This is a genomic window from Corynebacterium sp. KPL2850, assembly GCF_040225855.1.
In the GTDB taxonomy this organism is placed as follows: Bacteria; Actinomycetota; Actinomycetes; order Mycobacteriales; family Mycobacteriaceae; genus Corynebacterium.
In genome coordinates this window covers 103,216-128,647 of sequence record NZ_JBEHFV010000003.1, presented here as the reverse complement: position 1 = coordinate 128,647, position 25,432 = coordinate 103,216, and the positions used below count along the sequence as shown (strand labels likewise).

General features: G+C 58.8%; 22 protein-coding genes, 1 tRNA gene and 1 pseudogene. 9 read left to right on the top strand and 15 right to left on the bottom strand.

Features of this window, described 5'->3' with window-relative positions:
- The first annotated feature begins 221 nt into the window (after positions 1-221).
- Positions 222-294, top strand: a tRNA-Asn gene (locus tag ABRP93_RS02015).
- Between the two features lie 1,069 nt (positions 295-1,363).
- Here ABRP93_RS02015 and ABRP93_RS02010 read toward each other — a convergent pair.
- Positions 1,364-2,892 (bottom strand): annotated as a pseudogene (locus ABRP93_RS02010) (IS1634 family transposase).
- Positions 2,893-3,130: 238 nt separating this feature from the next.
- Between ABRP93_RS02010 and cynS the strand changes: the two are divergent.
- From cynS to ABRP93_RS01995, 3 genes are all read left to right on the top strand, one after another.
- Complete coding sequence (cynS, locus tag ABRP93_RS02005; protein WP_023023344.1) at positions 3,131-3,595, top strand: cyanase; 465 nt, start codon at positions 3,131-3,133, stop codon at positions 3,593-3,595.
- 589 nt (positions 3,596-4,184) lie between these two features.
- On the top strand, positions 4,185-4,592 hold the full coding sequence (locus ABRP93_RS02000) for a hypothetical protein (protein WP_023023346.1): 408 nt from the start codon (positions 4,185-4,187) through the stop codon (positions 4,590-4,592).
- Positions 4,586-4,834 (top strand): hypothetical protein, encoded by a 249-nt coding sequence (locus tag ABRP93_RS01995; protein ID WP_023023348.1) that lies wholly within the window; start codon positions 4,586-4,588, stop codon positions 4,832-4,834. The genes ABRP93_RS02000 and ABRP93_RS01995 overlap by 7 nt, the downstream gene beginning before the upstream one ends.
- A 10-nt stretch (positions 4,835-4,844) precedes the next feature.
- On the opposite strand, the gene ABRP93_RS01990 is transcribed toward ABRP93_RS01995, so the two are convergent.
- From ABRP93_RS01990 to ABRP93_RS01970, 6 genes are all read right to left on the bottom strand, one after another.
- On the bottom strand, positions 4,845-5,348 hold the full coding sequence (locus ABRP93_RS01990) for a tyrosine-type recombinase/integrase (RefSeq protein ID WP_349886692.1): 504 nt from the start codon (positions 5,346-5,348) through the stop codon (positions 4,845-4,847).
- A 294-nt stretch (positions 5,349-5,642) separates the two neighbouring features.
- Positions 5,643-6,071, bottom strand: coding sequence for a hypothetical protein (locus ABRP93_RS11690; protein WP_502879643.1), 429 nt, complete (start codon positions 6,069-6,071; stop codon positions 5,643-5,645).
- A gap of 236 nt (positions 6,072-6,307) precedes the next feature.
- A complete protein-coding gene (locus tag ABRP93_RS01985; protein ID WP_023023352.1) occupies positions 6,308-7,681 on the bottom strand; it encodes an NAD-dependent succinate-semialdehyde dehydrogenase in 1,374 nt (457 codons plus the stop codon).
- 123 nt (positions 7,682-7,804) lie between these two features.
- The gene (locus ABRP93_RS01980; RefSeq protein WP_349886691.1) at positions 7,805-9,010 is read right to left on the bottom strand and encodes an oxygenase MpaB family protein; all 1,206 of its coding nucleotides are present in this window, start codon (positions 9,008-9,010) and stop codon (positions 7,805-7,807) included.
- Positions 9,011-9,043: 33 nt separating this feature from the next.
- On the bottom strand, positions 9,044-10,420 hold the full coding sequence (locus ABRP93_RS01975; protein ID WP_349886689.1) for an oxygenase MpaB family protein: 1,377 nt from the start codon (positions 10,418-10,420) through the stop codon (positions 9,044-9,046).
- A 57-nt stretch (positions 10,421-10,477) separates the two neighbouring features.
- A complete protein-coding gene (locus tag ABRP93_RS01970) occupies positions 10,478-11,836 on the bottom strand; it encodes an oxygenase MpaB family protein (protein WP_349886687.1) in 1,359 nt (452 codons plus the stop codon).
- Between the two features lie 404 nt (positions 11,837-12,240).
- Here ABRP93_RS01970 and ABRP93_RS01965 point away from each other — a divergent pair, with 404 nt between their 5' ends.
- Complete coding sequence (locus ABRP93_RS01965) at positions 12,241-13,293, top strand: PDR/VanB family oxidoreductase (RefSeq protein ID WP_349886686.1); 1,053 nt, start codon at positions 12,241-12,243, stop codon at positions 13,291-13,293.
- A gap of 75 nt (positions 13,294-13,368) precedes the next feature.
- On the opposite strand, the gene ABRP93_RS01960 is transcribed toward ABRP93_RS01965, so the two are convergent.
- From ABRP93_RS01960 to ABRP93_RS01945, 4 genes are all read right to left on the bottom strand, one after another.
- Positions 13,369-14,283 (bottom strand): DMT family transporter, encoded by a 915-nt coding sequence (locus tag ABRP93_RS01960; RefSeq protein WP_349886685.1) that lies wholly within the window; start codon positions 14,281-14,283, stop codon positions 13,369-13,371.
- A gap of 145 nt (positions 14,284-14,428) precedes the next feature.
- On the bottom strand, positions 14,429-15,805 hold the full coding sequence (gene accC / locus ABRP93_RS01955; RefSeq protein ID WP_349886683.1) for an acetyl-CoA carboxylase biotin carboxylase subunit: 1,377 nt from the start codon (positions 15,803-15,805) through the stop codon (positions 14,429-14,431).
- A 17-nt stretch (positions 15,806-15,822) separates the two neighbouring features.
- The gene (gene accB / locus ABRP93_RS01950; protein ID WP_349886682.1) at positions 15,823-16,386 is read right to left on the bottom strand and encodes an acetyl-CoA carboxylase biotin carboxyl carrier protein; all 564 of its coding nucleotides are present in this window, start codon (positions 16,384-16,386) and stop codon (positions 15,823-15,825) included.
- Between the two features lie 2 nt (positions 16,387-16,388).
- A complete protein-coding gene (locus tag ABRP93_RS01945; protein ID WP_005278129.1) occupies positions 16,389-17,945 on the bottom strand; it encodes a hydroxymethylglutaryl-CoA lyase-like TIM-barrel protein in 1,557 nt (518 codons plus the stop codon).
- A 425-nt stretch (positions 17,946-18,370) separates the two neighbouring features.
- Here ABRP93_RS01945 and ABRP93_RS01940 point away from each other — a divergent pair, with 425 nt between their 5' ends.
- Entirely contained in the window at positions 18,371-19,717 is a 1,347-nt protein-coding gene (locus ABRP93_RS01940; protein ID WP_349886681.1) for an MFS transporter, read from the top strand.
- 124 nt (positions 19,718-19,841) lie between these two features.
- Here the strand turns inward: ABRP93_RS01940 and ABRP93_RS01935 are convergent, their stop codons facing one another.
- Positions 19,842-20,483, bottom strand: a complete 642-nt coding sequence (locus ABRP93_RS01935; RefSeq protein WP_284641414.1) for a 3-oxoacid CoA-transferase subunit B — start codon at positions 20,481-20,483, stop codon at positions 19,842-19,844.
- Positions 20,483-21,226, bottom strand: a complete 744-nt coding sequence (locus ABRP93_RS01930) for a CoA transferase subunit A (RefSeq protein WP_005278125.1) — start codon at positions 21,224-21,226, stop codon at positions 20,483-20,485. The genes ABRP93_RS01935 and ABRP93_RS01930 overlap by 1 nt, the downstream gene beginning before the upstream one ends.
- Before the next feature lie 115 nt (positions 21,227-21,341).
- Here ABRP93_RS01930 and ABRP93_RS01925 point away from each other — a divergent pair, with 115 nt between their 5' ends.
- Both ABRP93_RS01925 and ABRP93_RS01920 read left to right on the top strand, forming a co-directional pair.
- Positions 21,342-22,115 (top strand): IclR family transcriptional regulator domain-containing protein, encoded by a 774-nt coding sequence (locus tag ABRP93_RS01925; protein WP_023023374.1) that lies wholly within the window; start codon positions 21,342-21,344, stop codon positions 22,113-22,115.
- Between the two features lie 9 nt (positions 22,116-22,124).
- A complete protein-coding gene (locus ABRP93_RS01920; protein ID WP_349886680.1) occupies positions 22,125-23,342 on the top strand; it encodes an acetyl-CoA C-acetyltransferase in 1,218 nt (405 codons plus the stop codon).
- 46 nt (positions 23,343-23,388) lie between these two features.
- Here ABRP93_RS01920 and ABRP93_RS01915 read toward each other — a convergent pair whose 3' ends face one another.
- Positions 23,389-24,675: an acid phosphatase gene (locus ABRP93_RS01915; RefSeq protein ID WP_349886679.1), complete on the bottom strand. Its 1,287-nt coding sequence runs from the start codon at positions 24,673-24,675 to the stop codon at positions 23,389-23,391.
- Positions 24,676-24,819: 144 nt separating this feature from the next.
- Positions 24,820-24,945, bottom strand: coding sequence for a hypothetical protein (locus tag ABRP93_RS01910; protein ID WP_255342553.1), 126 nt, complete (start codon positions 24,943-24,945; stop codon positions 24,820-24,822).
- Positions 24,946-25,083: 138 nt separating this feature from the next.
- Between ABRP93_RS01910 and ABRP93_RS01905 the strand changes: the two genes are divergently transcribed.
- Complete coding sequence (locus tag ABRP93_RS01905) at positions 25,084-25,365, top strand: hypothetical protein (protein ID WP_023023385.1); 282 nt, start codon at positions 25,084-25,086, stop codon at positions 25,363-25,365.
- The last annotated feature ends 67 nt before the right edge of the window (positions 25,366-25,432 follow it).

Genomic DNA, 25,432 nt, shown 5'->3' with positions numbered 1-25,432 from the left:
TTCAGGAAAAGAGAAAATTGGCCAGCCTCGACCAGGCTCCAGGCGGTGCTTTCCAAACAGGAATACACAGGCCATACGCTTTCCGATACCTCCGGTCTCACCTCACATCCTACAGCTCAATTTTTCCGGCTAACCAGGCGATTTGTGTGAAAACGGCGTTAGCCTATATAGTTAATTCCCGTTGCACGGAGAACGGCACGTTCGAAGTACAACATGGATATTCCTCCATAGCTCAGTTGGCAGAGCATTCGACTGTTAATCGAAGGGTCACTGGTTCGAGCCCAGTTGGAGGAGCTACGAATATGCAGATCAAAACGATAAATATTCTACCCTATGCCTGGCGTGGTATTCACGTGGTACAGGAGCTATAAAACGGGTTACGTGCGATCCCGCAAAGGCGGGTAATAGCGGTTTAGGCGTGCCCTCCGGCAGCGTGCTGCTCTGTGCGGGCGTCGTACCCGAGGTATTAATCGACCATTGCTTTGATACGTCGATTTAGTGGGACGCCACCAACGAACGATAGAAATGTGTCGTTGACCTGCATATAGGAAAATGACGGAATGCAAATATGTAAGTCAAAGCGTTTGCGATTAGCAGAAGAGCATAAGGGGTGCGACGCCATCTTTCCAAAATGCTCTAAATTAAGCATGACGATCGTGACGTTTTACCAGGTCACGGCTTTTATGCTTCTGACACATGGTGACGCCACATGCCACCGATACCACCATTTCCCAAAATGCGAACATGTTTTCGACCCCCTCAACCTACATCAAGATTTCGCAGTGTGCTCTATGTCACATTTTTACAACATGTCTCTCCCCTATAAAAAGGTCTGAGTGAAAAGCACGCAGAATAAGTATGGAAGGGGTAAAAGTAGTCGTTTATCCAGCTCAGCAGTGGTTTCGCTCCATACTTATTTTTTCTGGGCGACACAGCGAAAATAGGTATGCGCAGGTCAGAGGGGGTGGAATCTCTCCTATTTTCATACTTATTTTTCCGGCCCCGAGGAAAAAGTATGGAATCTCGCAGAGACTGACCTGCGTGTTTGGAAAAGAGGTATGAGAAAAACACCCGCTGAGCTGCGCATACTTATTCTGCGGCAAAATAAGTATGGATTCGGAGGAACACACACGCCCGACGATGCAACCGGCATCAAAAATGACCTTTTAGCAATTGCGTTCGATCGGCCTGTGTTCTGTACCCCTTCCCGTACCGGATAATAGCGGGTATAGTGGAGTATGCAGGATAGCCCTGCTGTCTTTTGCTAGGCGTGTTATGTCCATGAGGTTTTTGGACTTGGAGTCCAGCTACTTTTTGGACTCGGAGTCTAGGGACTTTGTGGACATAACAGACTTAGGCCATATTAGTGCACACCTTGGTTCCCTGAACCCAGCCGTCTCAGCAGTTCCGTGACGTCATCAGGTACCGGCGAAGCAGCATGGATCGTCTGCCCCGCCACCTGCACCTGGAAGGTCTGGTACCTCCGCAACGTCCGCACCAGCCGCTTCAACGACAACCCCGAGCGCTCCTCCAGCAGATGCCCCACAGCCATCGCCGCCATCACCACACTTAGGTGCGCCTCGATGGATTCCCGCTTGTGGTGGTAGATCGGCCAGGCCTCGAGATCGGACTTCGACATCCGAAACGCCTTCTTAAATCTTCAACATCTGCCGGTAGGCGTGGATCACCTGTTCGGCAGGCAGATCCACCCGGGACGTCTGGTACCCCTTGAGCTCGGCCAGGGCCTTGTTCTTGGTCACCAACGCCCAGTTGACCTGCTTATTCGGCGCCTTGAGATCCACGAACCGGTTGCGCTTGACCGGCAACTTCCCGGCCACGGCCTTCTCCGCTTTGGCGACCTGCTCATCAATACCCTTCAACGTGCGGCGTGCTCTGTCTCAGGAGTACCGGTAGTAGGTGACCGAATGCGGCACACCGCCTGGGCCACGGCCCGTCCGGTCGGCTCACGTCCAGATCTGCTGGTCCTCATAGTCCTGGCCGGGGTTGTTCTTGCGCCACTGCGCCACCGGATAGGGGATGTCGTTGAATTTCACTCCGAGGATGCAGTGCAGGCCGGCCTCGATGATCGAGACCTTGTTGCCGGCAGAGAACATCCCGGCGTCGACGACAACGGTGACCTCTTCCACGCCGTAGGCGTCCTGGACGTTTCTGATCATAGGAAACATGGTGCGTGTTTGAGCCATGTTCCCCCTCAAACGCACCCACGGCCAGCGGGAAGCCCCGGGCATCCGCCAGCAGGCCGACGGTGATCTGCGGCTCGAGCCTGCGTTTTTGGAAAAGCCCGGCTTGCGGAACTTATCGCCCTCATCGGTTTCAAAGTACACGGTGGTCACGTCGTAAAGAACCAGGACACCGGGTGCGATCCCGGCATGGTTCGCGCAAGCCTGGGTAAGCCGGTCGCGGAAGTCGTCGGTGGCGTAGGCCGGCAGGTGTCGTTGGATGGTGCGGTAGCTGGCGAAGGCCACACCGAGTTCCGCCAGTGTCTCAATGCTGTCGACCTTCGATCCTGCCTGCACGATCCGGGCGGTGACGAGGTCAAAAACACCTGATCATCCCTGGTGCCTCATCGAAACCCAGCTCGCTGTACGCGGCACGGATGACCTCGAGGAGGCGGCCGGCGCGCTCGGAGGTGATCGGCACCGGCGCATCGGCGGATCCGCTGCCGGCGGGTGTGGTGTCCACACCAAGATCCAGGCTCACCTGGTCGCCGTCAAGAAGACACTGGTCCTAGGCCTAAAGCAGCGCAAGATCTTCGTCAGTGTGCGCCGAACCGAGATGTTTCATGGTCTTGGCGCCGCGTTTCTGCGAATACACGACCTGCACGGCAGTCGACCCGAAGGCGGTGCGCACGGTGCGGATATACGGGCTCATGAAAATCAATCTAACCGCCCACCCCGAAACCCACCCCCTTAGTGCACACTTTCCACCCGTGGTAGCCATGAATCTGCTGGTCTACGTGTCAATATGCAATACCTCACAGCAAAAAGGCCCAAGTCGGGTTTCTTTCTATTGGTCAATTGGTTTAAAGTATGTTTTGCGCCACTCTCAACGCTCTTCTTTCGCTTTTCGACGCCCGTTTGCCCACCCTCTTTGAAAGCAGGTCACCGCCATGCCCGAGCACTCAAGCCGTGAAATCCTCGACAAGACCCAGGCCGGCCGAATCGTCGACGCCGCACGAATACGCGGCGGAAAGACGTGGGAGGACCTTGCCGAGGCCATCGACAAGCCGCTGGTTTGGGCCACGGCCGCCCTGCTGGGTCAACACCCACTGAGCGCTGCCGACGCAGAGGCCATTGGCACCCTGCTTGACCTCGACAACGACGTCGTCGAGTCCCTCCAACTCCAGCCCTACCGCGTGGCCTCCCCCGACCTCGCCTCCGACCCGACGATCTACCGCTTCCACGAGGCACTCAACGTCTACGGCCCCGCCTTCAAGGCATTGATCCACGAGGAGTTCGGCGACGGCATCATGTCCGCCATCAACTTCAAGGTCGACTTCTCCCGGCGCCCGGACCCGGATGGCGACCGCGTGGTGATCACCCTCGACGGCAAGTTCCTCGACTACCGGTGGTGAAGGTTTGGTCTGAAGCAGTCCGCTCCCTTCCGACCAACGCCGAAACCGCCCGGCAAAACCCAGGCCGGCCGAACACGAAAACCGCGTTGGACTGAAGCAGTCCAACCCGGATTCGGCAGGTTCGCAGGAGCTGCTTGCCCTCGCGCACCCGCTGAAGCTCGAAACGCAGCTGCGCCTCGGACGGCGACTGCACGGGGAGGAACGACGCCTCGCGGTAGCGCCGCGAGGCGGCTCTGCCGCGTCTGTACGGAGATCTACGACCCCAAAAGAGTTTTCATCCGTGAGTGATTAAAGAACTTCGCCCCTTGCTTTCCCCTGTCTCGGGGCCAGTCGGGGCGATCGTCGATTTGCCATTCGCCCGAGCGACTTCAGGTTTGAGCTGCGACAGATTCCACCGTCTTAAGTTACATCTAGCGTTACATAAGGCAGTTTTAGCCAAAAGGCTAAGCCCCCACCAGCGTTTCTGCTGGTGGGGGCTTACCTTAGTAGCGGGGGCAGGATGCAAAAGATGTCGCCAGCCACGTAGAAGCTGTGGAGCCTGGACAGGGCGGCACAGGCTCTGCAGCAGGTCGGGCTGATCGCAGCGAAAATGCCGGAGCTCATCGACGCGGAAAACCGTCACCTCACGAGCGCAGTCGAGAGCCTGAAAACGCCGCTGCAGAGCATGGCTCAGCTGCTCATGGTCGTGGTCGAGATGGTGGAGGGACCACTGAGTCTCAGCGACGACGCCGTAGCCAGGCTGAGCGTCAGCGTCGAGAAGCGGCTCAACGCGCAGCTGAGCGGACAGCTGCGCACACAGTTGAGGGAGATGGTGGATTGGAATTTTAGGGAACTGACGCCGGAGCTTCAGCGTACCGTGTCCGATGGACTGGAGTGTCTCGAGGGGAGGCAGCGGGCGCTTGCTCGAGAGCGTGAGGAGTGGGACAAGACTATCCAGGCTCTTGCTCGGGAGCGGGAGCGCTTCGATGCTGAAAACGCCTGGCGGTGTACATGGTGATTTCCGTGATCGTGGGCTGCGTTGCCACTACTGCCGTTTTCGGTTTCGGGTGGGGACTGCTGCAGGCGCTGGGATTGCCTGACGGTATCGGTGGCATGTGGGATCGTGCCTGGGGTGCTGATGATGGTGCTATCGGCATTGCCGGGGGTCTCGGAGTGCTTTTCTCCACAGTGAGCGTAATTGCCGTGCTGGGCTGGGTTACCCGTAGGCTGTGGACTGCACACGATGCCTGGCGCCCATAGTCAGCACCGGTCACCGTCGTGATGCCCTGCGTGCTATCTCATCCATCCGGCTATCTGCTGCGTGCTGATAGGCCATTGCTACACTGACACTACTATGCCCAAGGCGTGCCATGATCTCGGCCAGAGTAGCGCCTGCCTGGGCGAAGCGCGTGCCCGAGTAGTGACGCAATGAGTGAAAGTGTAAATCCTCTCTACCTGCACTTTTACGAGCAGAAAGCCAGTGATAGCGCACGCCTGCGTACGTGATCTCTGTCAATTTTTGTCCAGGCTCCACAGCTTCTACGTGGCTGGCGACATCTTTTGCATCCTGCCCCAAAAAGAACACAGTCCTGACGCCCGCGATTGATTTAGGTCCGTTAATCAATCGCTTACCGCCCTTGAGGGTCACCACCCCTTTCGTGACAGCAATCACGACGGCATCAACGTTGTTATTTTCATCCTTGATGATGGTGACATCGTCGGTGGTGAGAAGCAGAATTTCGCCGATACGCAGACCAGCAGCAGCCGCGATCAAGATGACATGCCGTAGCTCAGAAGGAAAAGCCCTGATGATTGCGTGAAGTTCATCATCAGTGGGAGGTGAAACATCAACACCCGTCTTGGCCTTGCTGCCCCCCTCGAATGGTGCACGGCTGGCGTGGTATTAGGTCATCCTCCAGCGCAGTCTTCAGCACCGATTTAAAAAAGTCGTATTGGCGCGCCGTGGATGTCTCCTTACCGTCGGCGATGTTCCGTGAGTACCACTCACGCACACCGTCGCTTGTGATAGCCGTGAGGGGCGTTTCTGCCCACTCTGCCAGGCGGTCGTCTAGGTATCGCTCGTATTCCTCACGGGTGCGTGCTGAGAGAGGCTGCCCTCGCCGATTGGTGCGGTTAGCGATCCACCGCTCTGCATACTCCCTAAAGTGGGGATAGTGACACGTTCTATCGGCTTCGACGGATCTACCCAGCGCCCCTCGATGATTGCTGTGCGCTGAGTGGATAGCCAAGCTCGCGCCTGTGTCTTGGTGTCAAAAGTGTTGGGCGCTTTATACCGCTCCCCCTCGTGCGCACCGCGCTCTAAAGCGCCCAGACGGCAGCTTATCGATGATGCCCCAAGACTCACGTGACATGGTTTTTGCTCCTTTATTCCCGTGGTACCTGCGTGGTACTCCAATACCAGATTCCAACAGATTACAGCGGATTCCAGCGGATCAAAATAGCTTTTACCCTGCCCGTTCGGATTCACTACCAGCATACTACCACTGGTTCGACCCCAGTTGGAGGAGCAGACTACATCCCGCCCAGCATTGCGCTGACCGGGATTTTTCGTATACGCCACACAGCTCGAGTTCAGAGGGTTGCGGAAGATACAGGTTAAGTACAACGGGGACAGGAAAAGGGGCCTAGCCAATCAAGGCTAGGCCCCTTCCCTACTGCACTCTATGCGCTCGCCGCAGGCTCAGGGAGCGCTGAGCGAGCGTCAACGAACAATTAGTCGTTGATGTACAGGTACTGCTTGTTCACGAACTCATCCAGTGCGAAGACGGAGAGCTCGCGGCCGAAGCCGGAGTTCTTGACGCCACCGAATGGCAGTACTGGGGAGTAGTACTGGCCCAGGTTGACGTGAATCATACCGGTCTCGATCTGGTCAGCAACCTTGGTAGCGCGGTCGGCGTCGTCAGAGAAGACGGCACCGCCCAAGCCGTAGTTGGAGTTGTTAGCCAGCTCTACAGCTTCCTTTTCGGAGGAAACCTTGTAGATCTCGGCTACTGGGCCGAAGAACTCCTCGTAGTAGGAGTCGGAACCAACTGGGACATCGGTAAGCACGGTCGGCTCGTAGTATGCAGCCGTCTCGTGCAGGTTGCCGCCGGTGCGAACCTTAGCGCCGTTTTCCACAGCGGTCTTAACCTGCTTGTCCAAGTTCTCTGCGGCATCGCGGGAGGACATTGGGTAGTACTGGTTATCGCCCGGCTGGGTTGGGTCAGCCTGCTTCATGCCCTCAGCAATGCGGACCATTTCATCAACGAACTCGTCGTAAATGTCGTCCATGACGATGATGCGCTTGTTGGAGGTACAAGCCTGGCCGACGTTCTCGATGCGCTTAACCCAAGCTTCCTCGGCAGCCTTGGTGACATCGGCTGCATCCAGGATGATGTAAGGGTCGGTGCTGCCAAGCTCCAGCACAACCTTCTTCAGGTTGCGGCCGGCGGTCTCAGCCACAGCGGCACCAGCGCGCTCAGAACCGGTCAGGGATACACCCTGGACACGCTTGTCCGCGATGATCTCTTCAATCTGCTCGTGGTTTGCGTAAGCGTTAATGTATACGCCCTCTGGCAGACCAGCCTCGCGGAAGATCTCCTCGATGGCTGCAGCAGACTTCGGGGTAATTTCGGCGTGCTTCAAGATAATGCAGTTGCCGTTCATCAGGTTCGGGCCGGCGAAGCGGGCAACCTGGTAGAAGGGGTAGTTCCACGGCATAATGCCCAGCAGGGTACCAATCGGCAGGCGACGGAGGGTGGCCTTACCACCTGGCACGTCAACCGGCTGGTCCTTGTTGTGCTCTGGGGCGTTGTCTGCGTAGAACTGCAGGATGTCGCCGGAGAAGTTAATTTCCCACTCGCCTTCTGGGGTGGACTTACCCATCTCCTGTGCGGCAATCTGAGCTAACTCGCCCTTGCGCTCCTTAAGCAGCTCCGCTGCGCGGGACACAATCTTTGCGCGCTCCTCAATTGGGGTCTCGCGCCAGGTCTGGAAAGCCTCGTTGGACTTAGCCAGAACCTCTTGAACCTGCTCATCGGTAAGGGTGTCGAATTTCTCTACTACTTCATTGGTAGCGGGGTTAGTTACCGCAAAATCCTTAGACATTAATGGATCCCTTTCTAATTGGTTTCTTGGAATCACTGTGGTGGCGAACACTCTTCGTGTGCGCCTGCCCACAAGAATACTCAAGTTCGATTGACGTGTCACCCATGAAAATGGGGATTCTTTTTAGGAGGCCGCGACGACCGAGCCGTCCTTCATCTTGATGCCCTCATCCTGCTTCATATAGGTGGCATCGCGGGTGAGCATCTGGCGCACCGCCTCCTCATTCTTCTGGATTTCCGCCTCGAGCGCCTCCGGATCTTGGCGGAGGAGATCGAAGCGCTCTTGCACCAGCGGTGCCTGCATTTCCAGGATGGGGCGCATCACGGAGTTGTCCACGCCGCAGGCATCGGCGACCTCATCGCCGTGAATGATGCGTACGTGTGCGGCGGTCCAGTCCGCCAAGGTGTCATCGGGCATACCCGTGAGCTCCTTGGCATTGACGACGAATCCATGCATGAGGGCATCGACAAGCTTACGAGAGGACTCGTTGATCTCGCCGTCGACGGTATGGATGGCATCCATGGTCTCCTGGGAGGCCTCTACCCCATCTTCACCTTCGAAAAGGTCCGTAGAAATGCCCAGCATGCGCCCGGCAATCTTCCACAGGTAGAACGCGTCCTTCTCTTCCTCCGCCGTGAGCTTCCAGCCCATGTTGCGCAGGCCGGCGTACGGAATGTAGGTGAAGTCGAACCAGGTGCGCAGCATGTCGAACTCGCTGATCGGCGCACCGTAGTGGGAGTAGTCCAACTCCTTGCGGGTGTGCACGCGCCGTACGTGTGCGTGGATGGCGCGCACCATGCCGGTGTGCATGAAGCCCTCACCACCGGGCTGCAGGGCATCCGGCAGGTAGAGCGAATAGGTCCAGTTGGTGGTGTAGGCAAGGCGCTTGACGGCGCCATCAGTAAGCTCACCGGTATTGACCAGCAAGTCTGCAATCGCCGGGGTGGAATAGGTATGGACCAGCGAGCCCGGGCCCAGCGCCAGGCCGTGGCTGAGCGGCGGGATGGACAGGTAGACGCGGCGGCCGCGCTCCAGCTTTTCGGCGTCGATGCCGTCAAGTGCCTTGGTCATGTCCTCAATAAGGGCGGCAACTTCGGGGAAGGTGTCCTCGTTGGCGGTGCCGCGCGCGAGGGCATCGCGCAGGTTAGGCATGATTTCCTTGACGGTGTGGCCGCTGGTAAATAGCGCATCGGCCACTGGGTCCATCTTCCAGAAAGCCTCGTGGTAGCGGTTGGCGCGCTCTTGGCCAAAGGTGGCGATGAATTCATCCTTATCGCCGCGGCCTGCAGGCCACTCGCCGACGGTGCCTAGGGACATAGTGTTAGTCATGGTCTTCTCCTCTGAGAATGTTATGGGGATGGGTTAGCTGCGAGCTTCTTTAGAGTCATCGTGCAGCGTGTAATCGGACTTGGTCTCAGGCTCGTTTTTCGCGATGTGTGCCTTAATCACCGCGGTGACATCGGACCATGGCGGCTTATTCTTATTGGCGCGCTTAATCTTTGCCTTTTGCGCACCCGGCAGCTTGTCCCGCAGGCGGGCAACCTTGGCTTCTGCGCGCGCGGCACCCCGATACAGGATGGCCCACGGCTTGTAGTTCACCTTTTCCCAGCGCGTGCCCTTGACCATGAACTTGGTATCTTCCACGCCGCAGATGGTGGTCAGCGCACCAAGCGCCATCTTGGGGACCAGCGGGTGGATGGTTTCTAGAATGCTCATCAAGGCAGTGGCCACGCGCTCGTGATAGGTGGAGGAATACCCGCCATTGGCGTAGATATAATCCGTCATCTTGCGCATTTCATCGCCGGTCTTGGGGATGAGCCGCTCTTCAGCACCCATCATATAAAGGATATATCCCCAGTACTGGGCCACATCGTCCCAATCCTGACCGGAGTGCGGGCGGCCAAAGCGCTCGTCGATGGCCAGCGGCATCATCCCGAACCAGCCCTCACCGGAGACCAGGAAGCTGGAGCCAATTGGCCGGCCGAATTCGTTATAGTGCTCCTTGCCCCACATCTTTTCCAAGCCGCGATTGGCCTGGGAGTGCAGCAGGCGCACGCGCACGGCAGCCTTGCGGCCTTCACCGAAGCGGTCAAAGACGTCCTTCTTGCCCAAATCCGTGAAGAATTGCGCCGTTTCAATGGAGCGCTGCATGGCCTTAAACTCGAACATCCCAGTCTCACCCGTGGCCGCCGACGTGCGGTCCTCCATCGTGGTAGCCCAGTATGCGAAGGCAATAGCCAAAACCTCTGAGGTGCGCGTGACGTTGTAGTAGGCCACGCGGCCGCGCTCTGCGGCCTCGAGGTCCAGCCACTCCGGAATTCGGTCTACCTCTTTAAAGAAGTCCACCAACTCCGGGGCCGGGTCCTCTACCGTCTCGATGCCGTGGTTGAGCGCCTGCTCAAACTTAGCGCGCGATTCCTTGGCACCGTCACGGCGGAAGGCCTCCGCCAGCTTTTCACCGGTCTCGTCGGTCTGCCACATGTGGTCATCGAGAAGCTTGGTTTGCAGGCTATCGTAGCCTGCCCAGTCATCTTCTACCGTGTGCCAGGAGTCGAAGACATTGTGCCGCAACTCCGACCAGCCTGGGGCCGCGGTGCGACGCTTCGGCGCCGGGCGCAGGTCCATTCCATCGCGGTAGAAGTAGCGGAAATCCTCATAAGGATTATCGGACATGGGCAGAACCTTTGGTTCCGCCTGCGACGTGTTAGCAACGTCAGAGGTATCTGTGGGAGCAGTCATTGTGTTTTATTCCCTTCCTTATTATTAAACTTTGGTAACTAGCAGCGAGTGCGCCGGCTAGTTTCGACGGGCTTCCTTGGAGTCATCGTGCAGGGTCCACTCGGCCTTGACGTCTGGCTCATGGTTGTTGATGTGCTCTTGCACTTCTTCCAACGCATTGATCCACAGTGGGCGACCTTGCGTGGCGTTGTGCTTCTTGTATTCCTCCGCGCCAGGTTTTTCATCGGCTTCGCGGGCTTCCTTTGCCTCTGCGCGCGCCTTGGCTTCGAAGTCTTTGGCCGCCTGGGAAAAGTCCATATCGGCCCAGCGGGTTCCTTCCACCATGAACTTGGTGTCCTCTTCTCCCACCAGCGTGGCCAGCGAGCCCAACATTTCTAGTGGAAGGTCCGGATTCATCTGTTCCACGATGGACATCAGTGCCGTAGCCACCCGCTGGTGGTACGTCGAAGAACGCCCGCCGTTTGCGTAGATGAAGTCAGTCATCTTGCGCATTTCATCGCCGGTCTTGGGGATGATGCGCTCTTCCCCACCCATCATGTACAGCACATATGCCCAATACTGGGCAACGTCGTCCCAGTCCTGGCCGGAGTGGGGGCGTCCGAAAAGCTCGTCGATGGCCAGCGGCATGAGCGCGAACCAGCCTTCACCGGAGACCAGGAAGCTGGAGCCAATCGGCCGTCCGAATTCGTTGTAATGCTCCTTCCCCCAGAGCTTTTCCAGACCGCGGTTGGCCTGGGCGTGCAGCAGGCGGACGTGGACTGCGGCCTTGCGGCCTTCCCCAAAGCGGTCGAAGACGTCTTGTTTGCCCAAGTCCACGAAGAACTTGGAGGTCTCCAGTGCACGTTGCATGGCCTTGAACTCGAACATCCCAGTCTCGCCAGTGGCCGCGGAAGTGCGGTCTTCCATGGTGGTGGCCCAGTAGCCAAAGTTGAAGGTGAGAAGGTCCGCGCTCGGGGTGGCGTTGTAGTAGGCGACGCGCCCGCGCTCGGCGGCTTCAAGGTCGATCCAGTCTGGGATGTTATCGACCTGTTCGAAGAAGGCCACCAATTCCGGCGATGGGTCCTCGACGGTCTCGATTCCTTCATTCAGCGCCTGCTCAAATTTAGCGCGCGATTCCTTTGCACCATCGCGGCGGAAGGACTCCGCCAAAGCGGCACCCTGCTCATCGGTTTGCCACATGTGATCATCGAGCAAACGCGTTTGCGGGGTGTCGTAGCCTTCCCACTCATCATGGACAGTGTGCCAGTGATCGAAGATATTGTGACGCAGGGTGGACCAGCCGGGCTTGTCCACGCGGCGTTTCGGCGACGGGCGCAGATCCATGCCATCGCGGTAGAAGTAGCGGAAATCCTCATAGGGATTATCGGACATGGGCAGAACCTTTGGTTCCGTCCGAGTTTCGGTAGGAGCAGTCATGGGGAGTGAACAACCTTTCCAATCTTGGTGCTACACCACACATATTTCCCAACTATGTGGTCTAGTTCACCATTTAGCTGTGCACGTAAGCCTATAGAGACACTGCCCTCCACTGCAATGAATTTTGAATGCAATTTTCCGGGAAATTACCGGGCACGAACACCGCCGCTACACCCGTCTTCACAGCACCTATCCTCTCCTGCGCAAATAGCAAAAATGCCCGTCTTGGCAGATTTTGCAAACTCTCCGCCCGCTCACCCCATATAGGTGTACTAAGCGCACACGTGTCCGCTATGCGAACGCTTTTGTAACCTGTCTCTCCTTCTAGGCTGTACCATGACGTGCATTACATACAGTGAATTGGCAATAAACCACAGCCACGAAAGTGAGGTCTATTCACCCCTATGCCTAGTTCTCCTTCCCAATCTGCATCCCAGCTTGCCGATGCCCCCTCCACCACCGCCACGGTGCAAAACGTCACCGCCGTAGCCGATGACCTTGCGGTCATCGAGTTTTTGCTGGACGGTGATGCGCAGCTCGCGGATTACTCCCCCGGCTGCCACGTGGATATCACCCTCCCGGGAGCTAACGGCGAGATGCTTACCCGGCAATACTCGGTTTTTGAGCTGACCGGTTCCTCTTCGCCTGCCGCTGGCCAACAGGCACGGCCAACGTATGGCGTCGCGGTAAAGCGGGAGGCAAACTCCACGGGCGGCTCGATTGCAATGCTCAAACTGCGCCGCGGGGATAGCTTTGAAATCTCGCAGGCATTTAATAACTTCGAGCTCGTGGCAGACGCCGGCTACTACGTTCTTGTTGGCGCCGGCGTGGGCATTACCCCCATGCTTTCTATGGCTCAATCCCTCGAGCGCGAGAACAAGCCGTATATCGTGCTCTTTTTCGCGCGCGATGAACACCACGCGGTGCTGCTCGAGCAATTGCGCGAAACCTGCGGTGATAAGCTCATTGAGGTCTTTGGCCGCCCGCGCGACAAGCAAGCAGACATCTACCGGCATCTGCTGGGCCAAGCACCGAAGGAGACGGCCTTTTATGTCTGCGGCCCGCAAGGCTTCATGGATTACGCCAAAGAAATCGCGCTCGAGTATCTGCCCGAGCACGCTTTTCACTGGGAGAACTTCCACCCCGATCTCAAAGCACTGTCCGGTGAGAGAAACGCCGGGGCCGGCGATGGGCCATTCGAAGTAGAATTTTGCGGTGAGACGGTAGAAATCCCAGAGAATAAGACGGTCCTAGAGGTCCTTGAGGAACTCGATCTACCCGTAAAATCGCGCTGCTTGGAAGGCACGTGCAGTACCTGCATCATGCGCGTGGTCGACGGCGAACCAGATCACCGCGATTCCGTCTATGACGCGCAGATGTATGCCGATGGCGCCTTCGCGCCGTGCGTCTCCCGGGCATTAAGCCCCAAGCTCACCTTGGAGCGCTGGCGGCAATAAAACCAGCTCTCTTACGCTACTCGAGTGGGGAAGCTGGTCTGGGAAAATTGGGGCATCGGCAAGCGCAGCACTGACCTATAGGGCGCGCACCATAATCACACCGATGATGACCAAGACCAAGCCGATGATGCGGTGCACCGGCGGCAAGCCGCGCTCGGCGTTGCCCCAGCCCAGCGACTCAATGACCTGGCCGCAAATGATTGAGCCTACTAGCGAGCCGATAACCGTCGTGCCGGTGCCAATCATGGGCGACAGCGTCGCGCCGCCAACCACAAAGAGCGCGCCGAGCACACCGCCGAGCCACATCCACCAGGGACCTGGGGCGATGCCGCTCAAAAGGGCGTGGCGGGGCGCCTTCCAGCCTACGGTGAGCAGGGCCAACAGGATCACGCCGACGCCCAGGGAAATGACGCTGGCGGGCATAGGGCTGTGCAACGCGCCTCCCAGGTAGCCGTTAACGGCGGTTTGGGTGGCAGAGCCCATGCCAATAAGCACGCCGAAAACCCGCCACAGCCACAGCGAAAGCCCGGTGGCTTGCGCACGCGTGGTGACGGCACCCCGGCCGATTTCTAATACCAAGGCGATGCCGCCCACAACGATAAGCGCGCCGAGAACGCGCAGCGGGCCGACTGGTACTTCAAAGAGGCCGGTCAAGTCATAAATGAGGCCCATCGTCACCTGGCCCAAGATGGGAAGAATGACGGTCTCTACGCTGCCGATGCGCGGGAAGAGCAAGATATTTCCCACGATGAAGGCCACGCCCATAAAACCGCCGAGCCACACCCACCACGGTTGCGCAGCCGCCAGCGCCAGGTCCGGTATCGCGTCACCGGTGACTATCAGCGCGAGTATGGCGGAGACGGCAAAGCCGATAATGAAGGAGAAGAACCCGGCGGCGATGGGCGAGCCCACGGACTCGCGCAGACGAGTATTAATGGCCGTTTGCGCCGGCACGATGGCGCCGACCAGCATGGCGGCGATAACCAACATTGTTTTTCCTTCCCCACAGGTTTGGGTCTAAGCAAAGCCTGGGACTAGGCGTGACATAGAGCTATAAATTTAGAGACTTAAAATGCAAAAGAGTGCAGGCCAGCACAAAGCGGAACCTGCACTCTCTCGCTAGAAGGAGCCGGGGTTAGTCATCCGTAGGGATGGAGTCGGTACCTTCCAGCAGCTTGGCAACGTAACCAGTGTTGAACTCGCCGCTGCGGAACTTTTCACTGTCCAACAGCATGGCCTGGAATGGCGCCGTGGTGACAACGCCTTCTACCTGCAGCTCGTCGATGGCGCGCAGCATACGGGTAATGGCCTCATCGCGGTCTTCTGCCCATACGATGAGCTTGCCCACCATGGAGTCATAGAACGGCGGGATGGTGTATCCCGTCTCGATGTGGGTATCCATGCGCACACCGAAGCCACCTGGCACGCGGTAGTGTTCGATCTTGCCCGGCCGCGGCGCGAAGTTCTGGTTCGGATCCTCGGCGTTGATGCGGCACTCGATGGCGTGGCCACGAATCTCCACATCATCCTGGGTGATGGACAGCTTCTGCCCAGAGGCAATGCGCAACTGCTCCTTGATGAGGTCCACACCGGTGATCATCTCCGTTACGGGGTGCTCCACCTGGATGCGGGTGTTCATCTCGATGAAGTAGAACTTATCCTCGATGTTATCGAAGACGAACTCGATGGTTCCGGCGTTTTTGTACTTCACCTCTTTACACAGGTTAATCGCGGCTTCCTGCATCTCCTGGCGCAGCTCATCAGTCAGCACTGGCGAAGGGCCTTCCTCAATGAGCTTCTGGTTGCGGCGCTGCGAGGTGCAGTCGCGCTCGCCCAGGGCGACGGCGTTTTCTCCATCGGCCAGCACCTGGATCTCGATGTGGCGGATATCCGTCAAGAAGCGCTCGATGTAGACCGACGGGTCATTGAACGCGGACTCTGCCTCGTTCATGATCTCGTTGAGGTCCTTTTCCAGCGTGTCCTCGGATTCCACCACGCGCATACCGCGTCCACCACCGCCGGCGGCTGCCTTAATCAGCAGCGGGAAACCGGTGTTATGGGCAACCTCGAGGGCCTCATCGAACTCGGTGACCACACCGTCGGAGCCCGGAACGGTGGGAACACCGGCGGACTTAGCGATGCGCTTAGCCGCGATCTTGTCACCCATCAAGCCGATGTGCTCAGCCGAAGGGCCAACAAAGCCGATCTCTTCTTCTTCCACCATGCGGACAAAGTCCGGCTTCTCGGACAAGAAGCCGTAGCCTGGGTGAATGGCATCCGCCTTGTACGCCATGGCGGCAGAAATAACCAGCTCGGGGCTGTTGTAGCTCTTGGAAACATTCGCCGGGCCGATGCAGACTGCTTGATCGGCAAGCTTTACCGGCAAGGAGTCCTTATCGCCTTCGGAATAAGTAAGGATGGACTTAATGCCCAATTCCTTGCAGGCGCGAATGATGCGAAGCGCAATCTCACCGCGGTTAGCAATGAGCACGCTACCTAATAGATCTGACATATTTTCCTCCAGGTCGATTACTTCGGCTGGATGACCATGATGGGCTGGCCGTGCTCCACAGCGTCCTCATTATCAACGAGGATTTCCTTCACGGTGCCGGCAACCTTGGACTCGATGTTGTTCATCAGCTTCATAACCTCGACGATGCACAGCACCTGGCCAACCTCAACCTCATCGCCCACCTTGACGAAGGGATCTGCGCCAGGCTTCGGAGCGGCGTAGAAGGTACCGACCATAGGAGCCTTCACGGTCTCGCCCTCTGCGGACGGCTCACCGGAACCGGAGGCCTTTGGCTCTTCCTTCGGAGCTTCCTCCTGCGCCGGAGCAGGCTTGGACTCTGGCTCAGCGGCTGGGGCCGGGGCCGAGGCGGCCTCCGGAGCTGCTTCCTGTGCTGGTGCGGTAGCTGGAGCTGCAGCCGGAGCGGCTTCCGATGCCGGTGCCGGGCGGTTCAGGCCGCCTGGGGTGCGGGACATCGCGAGCTCGACGTCGCCGTACTTAATCTGCAGCTCTTGGATGTCATCAGAAAGGTTGGCCCACTTCAGCAGGGACTTCAGGTCGTGCAAGTTGGTGGAATCAGTCATGGTTACTTTTCTCCTTTGGTGAGGTTGATTTCCAAATCGGAAGTCTTGAGGTGGAAGTCGGTGGTATCGGAAGAGTCGTAGATTTGCTGTACCAGGGAGGTAAGGACGCCACCCTTGACGCCTTCACCCTCGCCGCCGCGGCCTTCGGCCACAAAGCGCTTCATTTCATCGACCTGGCTGCCGGCGAACATCACGCGCAGCAACAGAGTGTCGATGTCCTCGTCCGGGTGAGCCTTCTTCAGATCCGGCAGGACCGGCTTAAGTTCTGGGATTTCCTCCGTGATTTCGGAGGATCCGTTGGCCATGATCTTCTCCAGCACGTCTGGGTCCAGCGGGGCGAGCGGCTCGCCGTAGTAGCCCAAGGCGTACTTCTTAATCTCGTTCGGGACCACGGAGTAACGGTCACCCGTCATCACGTTCATGACGGCCTGGGTACCCACGAACTGGGCAAACGGCGTAATCATGATGGGGTATGCGAGCTCTTCGCGCACGCGTGCAACCTCGTACAGTAACTCTTCGAAGCGGTCCCCCAACCCAGCGGTTTCCAGCTGGGATTCGAAGTTGGTAAGCATGCCGCCGGGTAGCTGGTGCATGTAGTGCAGGCCATCGAATGCGCGCGGAACACCTACTGGCTTATCTTCCGTATCGGCGATTTCCTGAATGCGCTCGCTGGCGGAATCGATGCGCTCATCGTCAACGTCCACCGTGTACCCCAGCGCGCGAAGGTCGCGCACCACGGCCTGGGTGGCTGGCTGTCCCGGGCCATTGGCCAGCGGAGCGATGGAGGTGTGGATAGAATCCACGCCCAATTCCGCTGCGTAGAGGTAGGTCAGCGGGGACAGTCCGGTCAGCGAGTGGGTGTGTACCTCGAGCGGTACGTCACCGATGGAGCTGCGGATCGCCGGGATGAGGGTCTTCAAACGGTCCGGAGTAAGCAGGCCGCCGGCGTCCTTCAGCATGATGCGGTCCACATCGGTGCGCTCGAGCAGCTCCGTGGCCTTCCGCTTGTACAGGTCATCGGTGTGCACCGGGCTCAAGCAGTAGGACAATGCGCCGAAGGTTTCGGCTCCGAGTTCCTTGGCCAGCTTGAGGCCCTGGTCGATGTTGTCGATGTCATTCAACCCATCGAAGGAGCCGATCACACGGAAGCCATTGGCGTAGAGGCGCTCGGTCCAGTTCAAGATGGCATCATCCGGCAAGAAGTCGAAGGAAGCCAGGTTCTTGGAGCGAATCAGGGCGCGGAACTTAGTGCCCGGCGCGGCGTTCTCGTGCACGAGGCGGACGCGCTCCCACGGGTCTTCCTTGAGGTAGCGCACGGAGACGTCGAACTGGATGGGCGCTACCAAGTCCACGTGCTCGAAACCAGCGTTGGTGATGTCATCCAACAGCGAAAGAATGTGGCTCGTGGTCATGCGGGTGGCCCAGATGCTCTGGTGCGCATCACGCAGGGTGGTATCGATGATGTTGATCTTGCGCTCGCTATCGGCTGGGCGTCCGCCCGCGGCCATGATTTCGGCGAGGCCTTCTGTACTTAGTTCCTCGGGACTAAGAGCAGTCATAAATCCCTCCTTAGGGTGTGGCTCCGGAAAGACTCGGTTGGTTCACAGTGATGGTTCACTTTGGTGGTTCAAGACTCTTCGAAAACCTTCCGTGTCGTGGCTCACACGCTACACCACACCCAAATTTTCAGTGCTGGAATTCCGGTCAGAAATGACCTTTTCCTGCGAATTCCAAGCTCGTTACGGCAAAGATTTTACCCAAATACCCCTATCCGGGGTCACAGTGCGCACTACCGTTCACTTAGCGAACATGAAGTTTTTGCGGTCTCCTCCCCTAAAAAGTGGTGGAAGACATACAGTTTCTAGTCAGTAACCAAATCTACCTAGCCGGTGCCGAGATTTTCGTAGCCTACATCGCGAACTAATCGAAGTGTGATGTGCGTAATATCTTCCTCAATAATTCGGACCCATCCCTAGGAGGAACATTGACTTCTACCGCCCCGCCGAGCCCCACACCCACTTCGTCATCGGGCGCGACCAAAACGGACCGCAAATCCCTCGCAGCCAGCCTGACCGGCCAGGTCCTTGAATGGTACGAGTGGAGCTCCTACGCGGTCTTCGCCCCATTCATCGCCGCAGCGATGTTCGACAAGGGCGATACCGCCTCCGCGCTGCTTGCCACCTTCGGTGTCTTCGCCGTCGGCTTCTTGGTCCGCCCGCTGGGCGGCATCATCTTTGGCCGCATCGCTGACCAGCGGGGCCGCAAGACCGTCTTGATGACTACCATCATCATGATGGCCAGCGCCTCCGTCCTCATCGGCTTGATGCCCACCTACGAGACCATTGGCATCTGGGCTTCTGTCGGCCTGCTCTTCATCCGCGTGCTGCAGGGCTTTGCACACGGCGGTGAATCTGCAGCCGCCAATAGCTACATTCCCGAGATCGCCCCGAACGCCCACCGCGGCCGCTGGGGTTCCATGGTCTATGTCTCCATCTTCGGCGGTTCGGTCATCGCCTACGTCCTAGGTGGCGGCATTTCGCTGGTCCTGACGGACGAGCAGATTGGTGCTTGGGGCTGGCGCATTCCGTTCCTCTTGGGCGCCGCCGCAGCGTTGGTCGCGTTGTACCTGCGCCGCCACATGAAGGAATCGGATCACTTCCAGGAAATCGATAGCGCCGAGCCCACCGTTGAGGCCCCGAAGCGCACCAAGAAGTCCGTGAATTCGCAAAAGCCTGCCTCGGTTGTTCGCCCGGCATGGCAGAATATCTTGCTCGTCGTGGGCATGGTCTCCGGCGTTACGGCCGCGCACTACACGTGGACGTCCTATGTTTCCACCTACGCCATTAGCCACGAGGGCATGTCCACCCAGGGTGCTTATTGGGTCACCGTGGCCGCACAGACCGCGGGCCTCATCGCCCTGCCGCTGTGGGGCAGCCTGTCCGATAAGATTGGCCGCAAGCCCGTCATTTATATCTGTGCGATTGGCCTAGCCGTTCTGCAGATCCCGCTAATGAACTTCATCGATGACCGCCCATGGACCCTGCTGGTGGCCTCCACTGTCGGCGTGGTCATCGTCGCCGCCGGCGGCGCGCTGTTGTCCTCCATCATGTCCGAGGTCTTCCCCACCGTTCAGCGCACCCGCAGCATCGGCCTGGCCTACTCGCTGTCCGTCGCCGTCTTTGGCGGTACCGCACCGTATATTTACCAGTGGTTCGTGGCCCACGGCCTTACCTGGGCTTCTGGCTTCTACGTGGTCGCACTGTGCATCCTCACGCTTGTCAGCATGTACATCCTGCCTGAAACCAAGGGCGTGGACCTGCGCGATGTCTAAACACTAAGCAGGGCTTAGCCAGCACGGCGGCTCAGCCCTGCACACCGCACACCGGCACACTAAATCGCCGCTTCCCAGTCTTTCCCGGGAAGCGGCGATTTTCGCGTCTACTACTTAACCGTGCTTAGTCGAGCGCTACCTTAAAGGGTGCGTCCGTGACCTCGCGGATGGACTCCTCGGTTTCGCCCTCGGCGACCTCGATAAGCGTCAGGCCCTCCAGCTCGTCCACGGTGAATACGGCGCGGTCGGTGATGATTAGATCCACGCAGCGAGCACCGGTTAGCGGCAGCTGACACTCCGCCAGAATCTTGGAATCGCCGTGCTTGGAAACGTGCTGCATCATCACCACGATGCGCTTGGCGCCATGCACTAGATCCATCGCACCGCCCATGCCCTTGACCATCTTGCCGGGAATCATCCAGTTGGCTAGGTCGCCAAATTGGGATACCTCCATGGCACCGAGCACCGCGACGTCGATGGCGCGGGAGCGGATCATGGCAAAGGATTCGGACGAGGAGAAGAAGGATGCGCCAGGGGCTTCGGTAATGGTTTCTTTACCGGCATTGATTAGCTCCGGATCCACCTGGTCCTCTTCAGGGTAGGCGCCAACGCCCAAGATTCCGTTCTCGGAGTGCAGGACCACCTCACGGCCCTCTGGCAGGTAGCCAGGGATGAGCGTCGGCATGCCGATGCCCAGGTTGACGTAGTCACCATTGTCCAGTTCTTGTGCGGCGCGTGCCGCCATTTCTTCGCGTGACCAGGTCATTACTTGCTCACCGTCCTGAATTCGATTCCGGTTTCTTGCTTGCCCACTTCCACTACGCGGTCCACGTAGATGCCGGGCACATCCACCTCTGCGGGCGGAACGGCCTCTACCAGCTGTTCCGCTTGCACGATGGTGATATCGGCAGATTTGGCTGCATCTGGGTTGAAGTTCTGGGCGGTCTTATTAAAAGCGAGATTGCCAAAGCGGTCCGCGCGAGCGGCGTGGACGAAGGCGAAGTCTGGGGTGAGGGCTTCTTCCATAACGTAGAGCTCGCCGTTAAACTCGCGGGTTTCCTTCGGTGCGGAGGTCTCCGCGATGGTGCCGTCGGGATTGTAGCGGGTGGGGATATCGCCATCGGCAAGCGGCGTGCCCACGCCAGCCTTGGTGTAAAAGGCTGGAATGCCCGCGCCACCGGCGCGCATGCGCTCTGCCAAGGTACCCTGCGGGGTGAACTCAACAGTGAGCTCGCCCTCGAGGTACTGACGCGCATATTCCTTATTGGTTCCCAGGTAGGAACCGATGGAGCGGGCGATGCGGTGATCCTTGAGCAGCAGGCCCAAGCCGAAATCATCCGTACCAAGGTTATTGGAAATGATGGTGAGCTCGCTCGCGCCCTGGGAACGCAGCGCAGCAATGAGTTGCGCCGGGATACCCACAAGGCCGAATCCGCCCACCGCGATGGAGGAACCGTCCGGGATATCCGCGACGGCCTCCTCTACTGAGGCTATGACTTTATTCAACATGGCCTTAGACTACGTGCGGTTCACAGACAGCACAAGGGTTCAGAATGCGAACATTATCGGGTACACTAAAGAGACCTGGGCCACTTAACCCTAAAATTAGCTTGGAGGACACACCGTGGCAGATACCCCCGTAGTGCAATCTCTAGCCCGCGGACTCAACGTCATTCACTCGTTTAATGGCGAACGCCCGCGGCAGACACTGGCCCAGGTTGCCGAGGTCACAGGCTTAGCGCGCGCCACCGCACGCCGCTTTCTACACACGCTTGTCGCAGAAGGTTATGCCCGCACCGATGGCTCAGATTTTTGGCTCACCCCCCGCGTTTTAGAACTGGGCTATTCGTACCTATCGAGCTTGGGACTGCCAGATATTTCCCAACCCCATTTGAGGGAGTTATCCACCAAACTCGATGAGTCCTGCTCCGTCAGCGTGCTCGACCGCGACACCGTGGTCTATATTGCCCGCGCCGCAGCGCACCGCATCATGTCCACCAATATCACCATCGGTACGCGCTTCCCAGCGCACGCTACGTCCATGGGTCAGGTGCTGCTCGCTGATTTAACGCCGGCGGAGCTGGATGAGTATTTCGCCACCACCGCCCCGCTCGAGCAGGTCACCCCGCACACCCTGGTATCCCAGGACGCGCTGCGAGCCCGCCTCGGTGAGGTGCGGCGGCGCGGCTGGGTCATCGTGGATCAAGAGCTAGAAATCGGTCTGCGCTCCATCGCCGTTCCCATCCGGGATCGCACCGGGCGCGCAGTAGCGGCCATCAATATTTCCACCCAGACCTCCGTGTATTCCACCCAAGATCTCACCGCGCAGATCCTCCCAGAGCTCCTCTCTACGTGCGCGGCCATTTCCCACGATCTCACTACCACCGAAATTTCCTAAGGAGAATCCATGCAAACCCAAGACGTAGTCCTGTGCTACCCCAAGCGCACCCCAGTCGGCCGCTACGGCGGCGCGCTGAAATCCGTCCCCGTCCAGGATCTAGCCAGCCTGGTGGTATCCACCATCGTGGAAGAATCCGGCATCGACCCGAACATCATCGATGACGTTATCCTCGGCCAAGCCTCCCCCAACGGGGCTGCGCCTGCCCTCGGCCGCGTCGCCGCACTCGATGCCGGCCTGCCCGTCTCCGTGACCGGCATGCAGCTCGACCGCCGCTGCGGCTCCGGCCTGCAAGCCATCGTCACCGCCGCCGCCCACGTCGCCACCGGCGCAGCCGAGGTGGTCATCGCAGGCGGCGCCGAATCCATGTCGCGCACCGAATACACCGTGGACAGTGACATTCGCTGGGGCGCGAAGGGCGGAAACATGGTCTTTCGCGATCGCCTCCAGGAGGCCCGCGAAACCGCCGGTGGTAAAAACCACCCCATCCCCAGCGGCATGATCGAAACCGCCGAGAACCTCCGCCGCGAGCGTTCCCTGTCGCGCGAGGACCAAGACGAGCTTGCGGTGCGCTCCCACCACAACGCCGCCCGCGCGCAGGAGCAGGCGCTTTTCGATGCCGAAATCGTCCCCGTCTCCGTCCCCCAGCGCAAGGGGGATCCCATCATCGTGGACAAGGATGAGCACGTGCGCGCCGATTCCAGCGTGGAGAAGCTGTCCAAGCTGCGCCCGGTGATGGGCAAGCAGGACGACGAGGCCACGGTGACCGCAGGTAACGCCTCCGGCCAGAACGACGGCGCTGCCGCCGTTCTCGTGACCACCCGTGAAAAAGCGGATGAGCTCGGCCTCGAGCCGATGGTGGTCTTGAAGGGCTGGGCGCTTGCCGGCGTGGAGCCAGAGCGCATGGGCATCGCACCGGTTGAGGCCACCCGCAAAGTCATGGACCGCCTCGATCTCACCTTCGATGACCTCGACCTCATCGAGCTCAATGAGGCCTTTGCTGCGCAAGCCCTCGCGGTACTAGATCAGTGGGGCATTTCCCCCGAAGATCCCCGCTTCAACCCCAACGGTTCCGGCATCTCACTGGGTCACCCGGTGGGCGCGACCGGTGCCCGCATCGTGGTTACCGCCGCGCACCACCTGCGCCGCACCGGCGGCAAGCGCGCGCTGGTCACGATGTGCATCGGCGGCGGCCAGGGCCTTGCCGCCATAATCGTAACCGCCTAGTCCTCGCAGTGAGGACCTAGGCGGTATCGGGGGACGGGCGACCAAGCTAGCCTTGGACGCTCACGCTGCCATCTGCATTAACGTTAACTTGCGCCGCCATGGCGCGGGCCACGTTAAGCCGCTGCCAGGAGCCGTCCTTGCCTTGCCAATCCAATGGATTGCCGGCAGGGCGTGCGGTCTGGCGTAGCACCTCGGCGCGCTGTTCCGGAGTCAGGTCCGGGTGGGAAGCGGCGAGCAGTATCGGGGCGCCCTGCGGCACAACCATCGGCGCGTCCGTCGGATTGCTTGGAGTGAAATCGTAATCCAAGAAATCCGTGTATTCGTCTACAGCATCTGCGGTGGACCGGTATTCTTTGCCATCGGCCTTATCCTGTGCGACGAGTTCTTCTACAGATTTGCCCGTACGCCACTGAATCTCTTCACGAATTTCCTGCGCAGCCTGCTGCAATGCATCGCGCATGCGGTCATCGTTCAAGCGATCCGCCGCCGCAGCTTGACCGGTCATGCGTCCGCCAATGACGTCCAATGGGTAGTGCACACCCAGTACGACGCGGTGGTTCCCTGCTTCGGCGCCGCGCAGCATCAACTGTGGGCCTACCTCCGGAAGCATAGAAGCCATCAAAGTGGTGATCCACGTTGCCTGGTTAGTGTGCCCAGAAGGGAAAGCTGGCGAGGTGGAATAGAGATCCTTCGACTCGTCTTCGTAGCGGTTAATAGCATCAGGTGCCTGCACGAATGGGCGGTCATAACGGAAATAGTACTTTTCTGCGAAGGTGGAGCTAGCCAGCCCACCAGCACGGGCGGCGTAGCCATTGCCCAGCAGGTACTGAGTCTTTGGCAGTCGATGCTCTGCCAAGGCCTCGCGGAATGCGCCGCCTAGGCTCTCGCCCATGGAGTCAGAAATGGCCTCGAGCATCCCACCGGAGCTTGCCTTGGCATCGGATTGCGCACGGGCGATCAGCTCAGGGTCATCAGCAGCCGCATTGTTAATGGCCACTACCTTATCCATGTTTTCTTCAAGGACCTCAGGCTGGTGCTTAATTTGGTCAAACCCGCGGACAACCTGCCAATAGTTGCCAAATTGGTAGGACGAAATATCGGATTCAAAGCCTGCCAGGTAGTCCACACCAAAGGGCTGAGGAACCGGCGCGCCTGGGTGCTGCACTGGAGAGGGGCCGATACTGGATCCACTGCTAGATCCCTGTACCTGCGGCACCTTGGACGAAAGCTCACCCGCCTGCGCAGCGGGTGCAAAGGAAGCAACAGTGAAGCTGGCGGCCGCTCCGAGAGCAAGTACTCGACGCGAAACACCACGATTGAAAATACGGGTCATATAACGCAACTTTCAGCTAGAAGTGATTTCCTCTGCACACTAACCAGCTAACGTTAAGGAAATATGAACTGCGCGCTAACCTTTCTCAGCGCTTTTTTAAACAAATAGTTATATGACCGCTCAAGCTAATCGATGCCTCCCTGCCTACTCCACCCAGAACCGTGTTTCCTCGGACGGTTCGGCACCAGGCGCGGATAAGCCCGCCGTGGCGAGTGCGGCAAATGCCACCGCGGCGGCCATGGCCGAATCTCGCTGCTGATGAAGAATCATTAACTCAACCTAGCGCGAATGGGCGCCGATGAAAACAGGAAGGCACTTCCAGCGGGCAGTTTCGGCGCGAAACCGTACATACGCGGTAAGCTAGAGAGGAACTTTTGCTCGCATAGGATAAAGGGGAATTAGTCAATAATGATCCAATTCGTCTTCGGCGCCGCCGCAGGGTACGTATTTGGCACCAAAGCGGGCCGCAAGCGCTACCACCAAATGAAAAGCGCCTACCAAAAGACCGTCAACTCCCCCGCCACCAAATCCGCGGTGCGCTCCGCGCGCAAGATGGTAGCCAACCGCCTGGATCCCGAGCCACGCATGCGCGAAATCCACGACCTTTCCGAAAAGCGCCGTGGCAAAGGCAAGGCTCGCGGGAACCAGGCTCCACAGGCAGACCGGATTTATGAGCCCGATGAGGATTAAAACCTTTCCCCGTTAGCCCTTCCCCGTGCAGCACCTGAACTAGCGCTCGAGTGCCTGCCCGGGGATT